The 13,321-nt window shown below is 42.1% G+C and carries 9 protein-coding genes; 6 read left to right on the forward strand and 3 right to left on the reverse strand.

Annotated elements, in window-relative coordinates:
- The first annotated feature begins 901 nt into the window (after window positions 1-901).
- Together pflB and pflA are read left to right on the forward strand one after the other, a co-directional pair.
- On the forward strand, window positions 902-3,184 hold the full coding sequence (pflB, locus tag RGE70_RS11340) for a formate C-acetyltransferase (RefSeq protein ID WP_310471561.1): 2,283 nt from the start codon (window positions 902-904) through the stop codon (window positions 3,182-3,184).
- Between the two features lie 66 nt (window positions 3,185-3,250).
- Window positions 3,251-3,991 (forward strand): pyruvate formate lyase 1-activating protein, encoded by a 741-nt coding sequence (pflA, locus tag RGE70_RS11345; RefSeq protein WP_310471562.1) that lies wholly within the window; start codon window positions 3,251-3,253, stop codon window positions 3,989-3,991.
- An 18-nt stretch (window positions 3,992-4,009) separates the two neighbouring features.
- Here pflA and yfbV read toward each other — a convergent pair whose 3' ends face one another.
- Window positions 4,010-4,453 (reverse strand): terminus macrodomain insulation protein YfbV, encoded by a 444-nt coding sequence (gene yfbV / locus RGE70_RS11350; protein WP_310471563.1) that lies wholly within the window; start codon window positions 4,451-4,453, stop codon window positions 4,010-4,012.
- 198 nt (window positions 4,454-4,651) lie between these two features.
- Here yfbV and ackA point away from each other — a divergent pair, with 198 nt between their 5' ends.
- The 3 genes from ackA to RGE70_RS11365 all read left to right on the forward strand — a co-directional run bounded on the left by ackA (window position 4,652) and on the right by RGE70_RS11365 (window position 9,189).
- Complete coding sequence (gene ackA / locus RGE70_RS11355; RefSeq protein ID WP_310471564.1) at window positions 4,652-5,851, forward strand: acetate kinase; 1,200 nt, start codon at window positions 4,652-4,654, stop codon at window positions 5,849-5,851.
- An 87-nt stretch (window positions 5,852-5,938) separates the two neighbouring features.
- Window positions 5,939-8,080 carry a phosphate acetyltransferase gene (gene pta / locus RGE70_RS11360; protein ID WP_310471565.1) on the forward strand — a complete coding sequence of 714 codons (2,142 nt, stop codon included), beginning with the start codon at window positions 5,939-5,941 and terminating at the stop codon, window positions 8,078-8,080.
- A 662-nt stretch (window positions 8,081-8,742) separates the two neighbouring features.
- Window positions 8,743-9,189, forward strand: a complete 447-nt coding sequence (locus RGE70_RS11365) for a hypothetical protein (protein ID WP_310471566.1) — start codon at window positions 8,743-8,745, stop codon at window positions 9,187-9,189.
- An 864-nt stretch (window positions 9,190-10,053) separates the two neighbouring features.
- On the opposite strand, the gene RGE70_RS11370 is transcribed toward RGE70_RS11365, so the two are convergent.
- Window positions 10,054-10,980: a class I SAM-dependent methyltransferase gene (locus RGE70_RS11370; protein WP_310471567.1), complete on the reverse strand. Its 927-nt coding sequence runs from the start codon at window positions 10,978-10,980 to the stop codon at window positions 10,054-10,056.
- A 5-nt stretch (window positions 10,981-10,985) separates the two neighbouring features.
- Window positions 10,986-12,068 (reverse strand): AI-2E family transporter, encoded by a 1,083-nt coding sequence (locus RGE70_RS11375; RefSeq protein ID WP_310471568.1) that lies wholly within the window; start codon window positions 12,066-12,068, stop codon window positions 10,986-10,988.
- 310 nt (window positions 12,069-12,378) lie between these two features.
- Here RGE70_RS11375 and RGE70_RS11380 point away from each other — a divergent pair, with 310 nt between their 5' ends.
- Entirely contained in the window at window positions 12,379-13,284 is a 906-nt protein-coding gene (locus RGE70_RS11380; protein ID WP_310471569.1) for a TIGR01777 family oxidoreductase, read from the forward strand.
- Window positions 13,285-13,321: the final 37 nt, after the last annotated feature.

Below are 13,321 nucleotides of genomic sequence, written 5' to 3' on the forward strand. Positions count from 1 at the left end.
AGCCCCTTAAGTTAAGGAGCGACGTCTTAAAAACACAAGTTAAAAGTTGGTACTACCACTATTGTCAGCAAAATTAAGGCCTAATAAATGAGTCGCTCATCATCTTGCTAGCACGATGCAACCATAACATTACTACTTAATGAACTATGTCTTAATTTTAGCCAGTTGCCCTTTAAATTGTGAATGTAATTCACATAATTGCCAAAAGATAACAAGAATCAAATTTATACGCCGACAACTATTAACAACTTACTTAAAAACAGTACCTTAGCCAGCATGCATACCAAAAACCATTCCTCTTTGCTCACAGTTACATAGTAAGTACTTACCTGCGTTAGCAATAGCTAAGCCGTTAATCTATAAGAGTTATCGCAACAGCTTTAGCCGTTTGAACTTTTAACCTTAGTACGCTCATCTAAACCAATGGCTAGTTTGCTTGACTCAACGGTTCATCAAGGTTGGCACCATAGATATACACGCCATAAAACAGGCTCAAATTTTTCATCTATAATTTACCCTACAAATAGCTCGGCTAAGTAAGGCTCGGTGCGTATAGCACATCCACACTGGCAACAGACTTTTATAAAAATGACCAAACCGCATAAGCTGAAGTGGTCAAAAAACGTTACCTAGCCTGCAAGTTTTAAAATTATCGACCCTTTGCATATTTATACAGGTGCACTGCAAAGCTCATTATGCTAATATTCATTAGGTAAATTGGTCAGACCAATTTACCTAAGCCTAAATTGATTTGTAATCACTGCAAAAATATTGGCATTAAAGTGAAGTGCACCCACTTCCATCGTTTCGTTAATGTATAAACTAACGAGGCAGACATAAGACAAGACTATTGGTGTATATACCCAATAACCTTTATCCCAAACAGAAGGTAATAAGTACGATGACCGAAAAAACTGAACAGTTTGCAAACGCGTGGAAAGGCTTCACGTCTGGCGATTGGAAAACTGAAGTCAATGTGCGTGATTTCATTCAAGCTAACTACTCACCTTATGAAGGCGATGAGTCTTTCTTAGCTGATGCGACTGATGCAACGACTAAACTTTGGGATAAAGTGATGGTTGGTGTAAAGCAAGAAAACCGCACCCATGCGCCTGTTGATTTTGACACAGATAAAGTGTCAACGATTACATCTCACGAAGCGGGCTACATTACCAAAGAACTTGAAACCATTGTCGGGTTACAAACAGATGCACCACTAAAACGTGCAATGTTGCCAAACGGCGGCATTCGTATGGTTGAAGGCTCTTGTGCAGCCTATGGCCGTGAACTTGACCCTAACATCAAGTATGTTTATTCCGAATTGCGCAAAACACATAACCAAGGTGTTTTCGATATCTATACCCCTGAGATCATGCGTTGTCGTAAATCAGGTGTTTTAACCGGCTTACCTGATGCATATGGGCGTGGCCGTATTATTGGTGATTACCGCCGTATTGCACTTTACGGTATTGATTACTTATTAAAAGACAAATTTGCTCAATTTAGCTCACTTCAAGCTGACTTTGAAACTGGCAAAAACTTGTCTGAGACAATGCAACTTCGCGAAGAAATTGCAGAACAGCATAAAGCTCTTGGCCAAATGAAGAAAATGGCAGCCAGTTACGGTTGTGATATTTCTAAGCCTGCAACCAACGCTAAAGAAGCGATTCAGTGGACTTACTTTGGTTACCTTGCAGCCGTTAAAAGCCAAAACGGTGCTGCAATGTCGCTTGGGCGTACCTCAAGCTTCCTTGATATTTACATCGAACGTGATATTGCCGCTGGTGTGCTAACTGAGCAAGCCGCACAAGAAATGGTCGACCATTTTGTAATGAAACTGCGTATGGTGCGTTTTTTACGTACCCCAGAATATGATGAGCTATTCTCAGGCGACCCAATCTGGGCAACAGAATCAATTGCAGGTATGGGTCTTGATGGCCGTACACTTGTAACAAAATCAAGCTTCCGCTTCTTGCACACCTTATACAATATGGGCCCAAGCCCAGAGCCAAACATTACCGTATTATGGTCTGAAAAACTGCCGCTTAACTTTAAAAAGTATGCCGCTAAAGTGTCAATTGATACTAGTTCAATCCAGTACGAAAACGATGATCTTATGCGCCCTGACTTTGAGTCGGATGACTACGCTATTGCTTGTTGTGTAAGCCCTATGGTTGTAGGTAAGCATATGCAGTTCTTCGGTGCTCGTGCCAACTTGGCTAAAACAATGCTGTATGCTATCAACGGCGGCATTGATGAAAAACTGAAAACCCAAATTGGCCCTAAGTCAGCCCCTATTACCGATGATGTATTAGATTTTGATGACGTTATGGCTCGTTTAGATACCATGATGGGTTGGCTAGCAACGCAATATGTTAGCGCCTTGAATGCGATTCATTTTATGCACGATAAGTACTCGTACGAAGCGGCGTTAATGGCACTGCACGATCGTGATGTTCGTCGCACTATGGCATGTGGTATTGCCGGTTTATCAATTGCAGCTGACTCACTGTCTGCGATTAAGTACGGTACCGTTAAACCAATCCGTGATGAAGACGGGATTGCCATTGATTTTGATGTTACTGGTGACTACCCAAAATTTGGTAATAACGATGCTCGTGTAGACGATTTAGCCACCGAACTAGTTGAACGCTTTATGGCTAAAATCCGTAGCATGACTATGTACCGTAATGCGATTCCAACACAATCAATTTTAACCATTACCTCTAATGTCGTTTATGGTAAAAAAACCGGTAATACACCTGACGGCCGCCCAGCGGGTTCACCGTTTGCTCCGGGTGCAAACCCAATGCATGGCCGCGATGAAAAAGGCGCAATAGCCTCATTAACATCAGTGGCTAAACTACCGTTTGCCCATGCTCAAGATGGTATTTCTTACACTTTCTCTATTGTGCCTAACGCATTAGGTAAAGATGAAGATGGTCGTAAAGCTAACTTAGCAGCATTAATGGATGGTTATTTTGCCCATAACGATAACCGCGAAGGTGGACAACACCTTAACGTTAACGTTATGAACCGTGAAATGCTTGAAGATGCAGTGGTTAACCCTGATAAGTACCCACAATTAACGATTCGTGTTTCGGGCTATGCAGTACGTTTTAACTCACTCACTCCTGAACAACAGCAAGACGTAATTACCCGTACCTTTACTAAAGGTTTGTAAGCTTGATTTAAGTGTCGAATAGGCTGACGAAATTCACGTGATTACATCAGCCTTAAAGGAGTATAAATGGCAGTAACTGGCCGGATTCATTCTTTAGAGTCCTTTGGTACCGTTGACGGACCTGGCATCAGGTTTATTACCTTCATGCAAGGCTGTTTGATGCGATGCCAATACTGCCATAACCGCGACACTTGGGATCTTCAAGGTGGTAAAGCCATTGAGGTCGACGAGCTAATGAGCCAAATTATTAGCTATCGACCTTTTCTTGAAGCCAGCGGTGGTGGTGTTACAGCCAGTGGCGGAGAAGCCATTTTACAAGCAGATTTTGTCAATGCACTTTTTCAAGCTTGTAAAAAAGAAGGGTTGCATACCTGTCTAGATACCAATGGTTTTGTACGTAAATACAACCCGATTATCGACGAGCTACTCGATAACACCGATCTTGTGTTATTAGACATTAAGCAGATAAACGACCAAAAACACATCGACCTTACCAAAGTTAGCAACCAACGTACGCTTCAATTTGCCCAGCATTTACAACAACGCCAGCAAAAGACTTGGATTCGATATGTAGTCGTTGGCGGGTTTACCGATGATATTGAGTCAGCACAGGCGCTAGCAGAATTTATCAAGCCAATGGCCAATGTTGAAAAAGTAGAACTATTGCCGTACCACGAGTTAGGCAAGCATAAATGGGAAGCGATGGGGGAAGAGTATCAATTAACACAAATATCTCCACCAAATTCAGCAACCATGGAACAGATAAAACGTGTGTTTACCGATTTAGGGATTAACGCTGTTTACTAATGCAAAGCAGCAGAGTAACTAAAGTTCTTCCCAGTAGCTTGTATCTAAACGTTCAAATGCAGCTTTTAAAATGAGTGCCATATCGAAGTAACATGCTTTAGCGCCTAATGGGCGGCAATGAACTCCCATTTGCGATAACTTGGTTGATAATTGATTACCCCAATCAAGTAAAGAAAGCGGTAATGGGTGACGAGCACGCCAACCTAACCAAAGTAAACCCTGGACAGGTAAGCTCACAAAGAACAACACAATGGTGATTGCCTGAGGCAGGTAATCCCAACCATGCAAGTATAACTGGCTAGCCCCAGCTAATACTGCCAGTAACGGCATTAATGGCAACGCTATTTGAGTAGCGCGCACCACGCGATACTCAGGAAAGTAAAAACTCAGTTGTCGAACCATAGGCCACGTCTTCATATAACGACGGCCTTCACCTAAGGTTTTAAGAACTTTAATGCTCAAAGTGACACCCATAAATAACAATAACAAGTGTAACTTTAGCACAAACAGCTAGCTTGCCCCAAGGCTGCCAGCTTTGCAAACAACAGATTTAAAGCCTTTAACAAGGCATAACTTGCAACTTCGGCCTATAGTTGCCATAGAAGTTATTGTGATTTAGCAAAACAAACAAATTCATTACTTATTGCGAAAGGTTTAAACATGTCAAACAAACTGGTATTAGTGCTTAACTGCGGTAGTTCATCGCTTAAGTTTGCGGTTATCGATGCGCTTACTGGCGATGATCAGATTTCAGGTCTAGCGGAGTGTTTCGGGCTTGAGGATTCTCGAATTAAGTGGAAAGTTAATGGCACAAAACATGATGCTAAATTAGGGGCCTTTACCGCACACCGCGAAGCTGTTGAGTTTATTGTACAAACTGTTTTAGGCTCACACCCTCAAATCGCTGAAAAAATCCAAGCTATTGGTCACCGCGTCGTTCATGGCGGAGAAAAATTCACGCACTCAATGGTTATCGATGAAAGTGTTGTAAAAGGCATTGAAGATTGTGCCACATTAGCACCACTGCATAACCCTGCTCACCTAATAGGTATTCGAGCCGCACAGGCTTCTTTTCCGTTATTACCGCAAGTTGCCGTCTTTGATACCGCGTTTCATCAGACCATGCCTGAAAAAGCCTTTATCTATGCCCTGCCCTATAAACTGTACCGAGAAAATGCCATTCGTCGCTACGGCATGCATGGTACAAGTCATCTGTTTATCAGCCGTGAAACCGCTGCAGCACTAGGTAAAGACGAAGCCGACACCAATGTCATTTGTGCACATTTAGGTAATGGCGCATCGGTAACGGCCATAAAAGGTGGCAAGAGTGTAGATACTTCAATGGGGCTGACTCCATTAGAAGGTTTAGTGATGGGTACGCGCTGTGGTGATATCGACCCATCTATTATTTATCATTTAGTTAATCGCTTAGGTTACACGCTTGATGAAGTCAACAACCTACTCAACAAACAAAGTGGTTTACTCGGTATTTCAGAACTGACCAATGATTGCCGTGGCATTGAAGAAGGCTACGAAGCTGGCCATAAAGGAGCCACACTCGCAATGGAGATTTTCTGTTACCGTTTAGCCAAATATATTGCTTCTTACACAGTGCCGTTAGAACGTCTTGATGCATTAGTCTTTACCGGCGGTATTGGTGAAAACTCTGATGTAATTCGTGAAAAAGTACTTAATTCGCTCGCTATTTTCAATTTTAAAGTCGACAAAGAACGTAACCTAGCGGCTCGTTTTGGTAAGCAAGGTAAAATAACCAAAGATGACGGCCCGGTTGCAATGGTGATCCCAACCAATGAAGAGTGGGTTATTGCACAAGATGCAGTTGCGTTAATTAAAGGTTAATTGTCATAATTTGAGCGGTTTACCAATGCCGCTCAAACACTTATATCGCCATAGTATTATGGTGTTTTCGAGTTTAAAGAGGTTTCTATGTCTCGTAACATTATGCTCATCCCGGTTGGGACTGGTGTAGGGTTAACTTCAATTAGTTTAGGTATGGTTCGCGCCCTTGAACGCCATGGCGTTAAAGTTCGTTTTTTTAAACCTATTGCCCAGCTACGGCCTAACGATCGTGGCCCTGAACGTTCGACTACCATTTTAAGTAAATCACCGACGGTTAACCCGCTTGAACCATTTGACATGGAGCATGCCGAGCACCTGATCCGTGCTGATAAAACCGACGTGTTAATGGAACAAATCATTGCTCGAGCTACTGAGCATGCAAATAAAACGGAAACGTTAATTGTTGAAGGGTTAGTGCAGACACGTAACCACCCGTTTTCCAATGATATTAACCATGCTATAGCTAAAGCACTAGATGCCGACATTATTTTCATTGCCACACCGGGTAATGAAGGGCCAACAGCATTAATGAATCGCTTAGAGATCTCATATAACTCATGGGGCGGCAGCAAGAATAAGCGATTACTCGGCTCGATAATTAATAAAATCGGTGCTCCGGTTGATGATGACGGTCGAGCTCGCCCAGATCTGTCTGAAGTATTTGATCACTACGATATTCAATATCCAGACGCTTTAGCTCAGTTCAAGTTTCCCGCTAACAGCAAAATGCGCATTTTGGGTAAAGTCCCTTACAATCTCGACTTAATCGCGCCTCGCGCCTCAGATTTGGCTAAGCACTTAAGCGCTAGAATCATCAATGCCGGTGAAATGAACACTCGTCGAATGCGCAAAGTCACATTCTGTGCCCGTAGTATTCCCAACATGGTCAGCCATATTAAAACAGACTCTTTATTGGTGACATCAGGTGATCGCAGTGACGTTATCGTGTCAGCTTGCCTAGCTTCAATGAACGGGATCAAAGTCGGCGCATTGTTACTGACCGGCGGCTATGAGCCAGAGCCACAAATTATGGAATTATGTGAGCAAGCCTTTGAAACCGGATTACCGGTATTTTTGATTGACACAAACACTTGGCAAACTGCGCTAAATATCCAACGGTTCGATCACGAAGTGCCTGTTGATGATGCTGTACGTATCGAACAAGTTCAAGAATTCGTTGCCAGCCATATTGACCAAACCTGGATTGAAAGTGTCACTAAAAACTCACCACGAGAGCATCGTTTATCGCCACCAGCTTTCCGTTACAAGTTAACCGAGCTTGCGCGTTCGGCTTGTAAAACCGTTGTGTTACCTGAGGGGCACGAGCCTAGAACCATTGAAGCTGCTAGCATCTGTGCAGAACGTGGTATTGCCCGTTGTGTGCTATTAGGCAACCGTGAAGAGATTGAACGGATTGCCACTTTGCAAGGCGTAACTTTAGGCGAAGGTGTTGAAATTGTCGATCCCATCCCTGCCCGTAGCCGCTTTGTAGAACCAATGCTTGAACTGCGTCGCAATAAAGGCTTAACCGAAGTAGTAGCAAAAGAGCAACTAGAAGACAACATGGTTCTGGGGACAATGATGCTTGCCGAAGGCGAAGTGGATGGCATTGTTTCTGGTGCAGTTAACACCACAGCGCATACAATCCGCCCACCGCTACAGTTAATTAAAACGGCGCCGGGTTCAAGCTTAGTGTCGTCGATATTCTTTATGTTGATGCCAGATCAAGTGTTGATCTATGGTGATTGTGCTATTAACCCTGACCCCAACGCTGAACAGTTAGCCGATATTGCGATACAATCGGCAGAATCAGCTGTCGCCTTTGGTATTGAACCCCGCGTCGCGATGATCAGTTATTCAACGGGCCGTTCAGGTACCGGCTCTGATGTAGATAAAGTACGCGAAGCAACTCGCATTGCTAAGGAAAAACGTCCAGATCTTGTTATTGATGGACCTTTGCAATATGACGCAGCTGTTATGCCAAACGTTGCACGCTCTAAAGCACCTGACAGCCCTGTAGCAGGACAAGCAACAGTATTTGTGTTCCCAGATTTAAACACTGGTAATACGACTTATAAGGCTGTACAGCGAAGTGCCGACTTAATTTCTATCGGCCCTATGCTGCAAGGTATGCGTAAACCAGTTAACGATTTATCACGCGGCGCATTAGTCGATGACATCGTATACACCATCGCATTAACTGCCATTCAGGCATCGCAAAACGAATAACGCATTATGGAATATGTCAGTTAAAAGACTTTCCTTATAAAAAACCTGCATTCGCAGGTTTTTTTATGCTCGAAAATCATGCTCAGTTGATTAAATAAAGTTGCCTAAAACCGCCATTCACCAACATCGCAATATGCCCTGCTATAGCTGAATATCAAGCTTAGCATCGACCTCTAGCTCTTCTCCAATAACCACCATTAACTATGCCACTTCAGTGCCATAGTCATTACGCTTAAAAAATTAGCAAGATTATTTTAAGCGCGAAATGACAAGTGCAAACACTTATGTTTGACAGGCATACTCTATCCACATAAACACAAGCACAGAATCAAAAGTCGACTTTAAAATAGATCCAAGCGATCGATAGCAATGGTTTGTAGGACTTTAGAAGGTGGGAAAAGTGAATAAATAGTGAACAAACAAAGAATGTATCAAAAAATGAACAGCACTTTTACAGCACTGCTTTCAATGACTTACCCTTGTTTAAAATAGTCTTCAACATACTTGTCCACAGATAATGTGGATAACCTTAATAGACTATCTCTATAGATATGCCTTAGATCTTTATCTAGGTCAAGCTTTGTAAACGATCCGCCACTAAAATCTTGTGTTAGTGCATTAAAATCGCGATACTTGCTACAAAATCACCCTAGTCGTAATTCATGCTTAAACATATACTTTTTATCACTGTTCTTTCAATTATCACTGGTTGTAACCAACAGATCAGCAATGCCGACTTGTCGGACTCTTCGGTACCCTTACTCAGTACTCCAGAGCTTTCATCTATTGGTTTTTTAAATGCCATTTATGTTGAGCGTGACGTAGAAAAAGCCAAATTGTTTGTCGATGCACCAATGAAAAGCATTTTGGCTCATTATTACATTGCCGCTTCTGTGCAACGGCATATGCTCAACCTATCAATGACGGACGTTGAAATGGTGGTTGATGAAGTCGGCATCGATTTTTTCCGAAAATCGACTCAAGATGTTACTGTGATAGTCAAAATGAAGGGGTTACGTGCAGGCGAATTGTGGGTTGATGACAGAACATTGCGCTTGAATAAGCATAAAGATAAATGGATTATTACCGAGATCTTGCCCGAAAAATAACGCTACTCGTGCCGAATACTATGAAGTTCAATCCAGACTAGCTTAATCGCATTATAGTGGTTAACTAAAACCGACTTCACAAACAAAAATAGCAACCCGATGGTTGCTATTTAGTCTCAATACAATAGTTAAACTTTAATTATATTGTGATGTCCTAATCCAAAAATGCTTCTTCATCAATCTCAACCGGTAAAGACGCTATAATCTCGTCTTGTAATTGATAGTATGCGCCTTCATATTCCTGAACTTCCATTAAAACTCCAGATCTTTGATTTAGGTGTAGGGTACAAAAGCATGTCATCAATAGTGTGACATTTTGCCTTTTTTAAAAAAATACCAAATCAGCATTTTTGTTTATTCGACTATAACAGCAACCAAAGCCAACTTACAGAAAACTTTCAGTTTTGATTTAACTTTTGCGTTCTGAAACGCAATTAGGCTTAAATTAGAAGTAAAAGTGTAGCCTTACATGAAAGCCTTACAGTTTTAAGCTCCATTTAATCCTTAAAGACACCATTGAGCGCACAATGGCAATCGCTTAAGTTAAAGGTAAATATGTCGCACTATGTCTAAGCCATTTATGCCTAAGCTATACAGCACATGTCACTTAATATTGAGCTGTATCCCCCTCTAGATTTACACAAATTATTTTGTGAACGGTGCAAATGTACCGCTTATGCAAGCCAAAAATACTAATTAGCTCGAAATCAAACTCACAGCCATGATTGATTACATCACTTGTGCTAAAGCCACTGTCACTGCGGGTTCTGCTTAGTTTTGACTCAAATGCATTTCCCCCTTTTGTTGCAAAAAAAATGGCCAAACTTATTGTTTCGCCATTTGGTTGTAATATGTACTTAATGCTTACTCACTAAGGTGTTCTGGAGCTTTTCGGTAGCGCAACACCTTTAATGCTTTATTAGCATCAATATCAGCAAAAACAGCAGGGTTAGCTATTTGCTCACAAAACTGCAGGCTTGGGCTAAAACTTGCCACTTGCTGTTTTAAAAACTCAATAGTTAACTCCGGTGCGTTTAAACACAGCAACACATCACCATCGGACGCTAATAAATCCGGTAATCGTTTTAACAAGCGTGCGTAATCTTTAGTGGCGACAAAACTGCCTTTTTGGTTACTTGGTGGATCAGCGACAATCAAATCATAGGGGCCAAGTTTGGTCAATTTACCCCATGACTTGAAAATATCGTGCCCAAGAAAACGAGCTCCAGCACCAAAGTCATTGAGCATATGATTTTGTTTTCCAATCGATAATGCCCCTTTACTCATATCGATATTAACCACTTCAGCCGCTTTCCCTTGCAGCGCGGCAATAGAAAAACCACAGGTATAGGCAAACAGGTTAAGCACTTTTTTACCCGCGCTTTGTTCACGTACCCATTGGCGACCATTACACATATCTAAAAATAAGCCATGATTCTGCCCACGTAATAAGTGGACATGAAACTGAGCCCCATTTTCTTCAACAATATGTTTTTCAGGCACTGTGCCTTGAATTATATCAGTGTGAGTTTCACCACCACTTCGATATTGAAACACTAGATTAAGAGGCTCAGCCTTATGCAGCTCAATCCATCGCTGCTCAATCGCCTGCGTTAATGCAGCTAATTCATCTTCATTTAAGGGTTTAAAACTGGTCAATAACACTACTGGAGCAAACCAATCTAAACAAAGGTGCTCAGCACCAGGGTAACGGCCACCACGGCCATGAAATAACCGACTAACATCATTACCAAAAGTAACGTCTTTTACTGCTTCAATAAATAACTGCATTTAACTCACTTTTCACTTGCTTCAATCTTTAAATCATCTTCAGATAACGGCGTAGGTTCAGCAATATCATCACCTATCAATATTGCCAGCCAACGTCCGCCTTCACTTGACTCTAAGGCTATTTTTACAATCATAGTCAGTGGTACAGATAACAACATACCAACAGAGCCCAACAACCAGCCCCAAAATATTAATGACAAAAACACCACTAATGTCGACAAGCCTAGTCCACGCCCCATATACCGAGGCTCCACTACATTGCCCATAATGGTATTAGTTCCCAAATACAGCAAAGCCACGGCCCCCGCAGCTCCCGGACCTATTTGTATGAAGGCAAGTAATACCGAAGGTATCGCGGCAATTATCGAGCCGATATTGGGAATGTAATTAAACAAGAAGGCAATTACGCCCCACAGCAATGCGTAATCAACACCAATAATGTATAGCCCTACACCGATAATCAAACCGGTGCCTAAGCTGACTAAAGTTTTAATCACCATGTATTGATTAACCGAATTTAAAAAGCGGTCAACTTGCTGGAGCCGCATATCTGGATCATCAAGAGCCAAATGCATTTTCCTTGAAAAACCATTTGATTCGAACAACATAAATACCACAGTTAAAATAATGAGGAACAGGTTTGCCATTACACTACCCACACCAGATAACATGTTGGTCGTCATAGACAGTGCAACACCAGGGTCAAAATAAGCCAAAATTTGCTCTTTTGTAATCTGTATATTTAACGCAGCTAATTTATCGACTATCCAAGAGAATTGTTCGATTAACTGATCTCGATAAAAAGGTAATTGTTTGGAAAATTCATTAATCGACGTGCCTACTATCGACGCCAGCCACAACCCCATTAATACAATAAACATCATCAGCATTAACACTGCCAATCCGCGAGGCGCACGATGGCGCGTAAGCCAACTTATCATTGGATTACAAATCACTGCGATGAATACCGACAACACAAAAGGAACCACAATCGGGCTAGCCGTCTTAATTCCAGCCAAAATAACCACAAGAAAGGCTGAAATAGCAAAGCCTTTAAATGCAACACCTTTACTCTCAAATAGAGTCATTAAAATTCCTTTAACTATCAGTAAATCAAATTTATCGAATGCTTCAACACTTCAGTCAGTTGAATTATCGCATGATTCAAAAAAAATCACCGCTTTACTTTAACGCATTACCTGGTGTTATTGAGTTAACCTCGCCCTTAAGCTACAAAACTCAAATAATAGCCAATTTTCTACCTATTTTCGCGACTTAAATAGCAATAGCGAGTAAGCTTAAGTTGCAGTAAGGCATTTTTAACTCGCAGGCAATAACGATAGATCCCATTTACTTTCATCAACGTAAACTCTATTAAGAGCCCTATAAGTAAAGCCTATGAATATTTTAATTACTGGCGCTAGCGGATTTGTGGGTAGCCAGCTCACACAAATATTGAGCCACCAGCATCAACTCACGTTACTGACTCGACACCCCGAAAAAACCTCTGCACATTTAGGTGCGCACCATGATTATTTAAGCTCGCTAGATGAATTAGCCAACTTAGACAGCTTTGATGCCGTGATCAATTTAGCCGGAGAGCCCATTGCCGGTAAGCGTTGGTCTCATTCACAAAAGCAGGCTATCTGCCACAGTCGCTGGTCTATTACAAATCAGCTTGCCACTTTAATTGCAGCAAGCACTAACCCACCAAGCACATTTATTAGCGCTTCTGCAGTAGGCTATTACGGTGTTCAAACCAACAATAAAGTCGACGAGCTAACTGAAATCAGCCCGCAAAACCAAGCTGAGTTTACCCATAAAGTTTGTCAACGTTGGGAGCAAGAAGCACTCAAGGCCGCCACTGATATAACCCGGGTATGCATTATTCGTATTGGTGTGGTTTTAGGTGCTAAAGGTGGTGCGTTGGCAAAAATGGTTCCGCCCTTTAAGCTTGGCCTTGGCGGGCCGATTGCTAATGGTGAGCAAGGTATGAGCTGGATCCACCTAGATGACTTAACCGGGTTAATTATCTTTTTACTCACTCAACCAAAAACAAGTGGAGTTTATAACGCCTGCGCTCCCAATCCGGTGAGTAACCAGGTTTTCACCAAAGCGTTAGGTAAAGCTCTTCATCGCCCAACCGTTATTCCAGCCCCCGCATTTGCACTAAAAATTGCCTTGGGAGAGATGTCCACTATCTTAATCGACGGCCAGTATGTGGTTCCAACGCGAGCGTTAACCGAAGGCTTTACATTTACCTACCCCACTATCGACAATGCCCTGCATCAGCTGTTCAAATAGCCCGACACATCCATAACACCAGCTCGACAACCGCCTT

This window comes from Shewanella youngdeokensis, from assembly GCF_033180165.1.
Lineage (GTDB): Bacteria > Pseudomonadota > Gammaproteobacteria > Enterobacterales > Shewanellaceae > Shewanella > Shewanella youngdeokensis.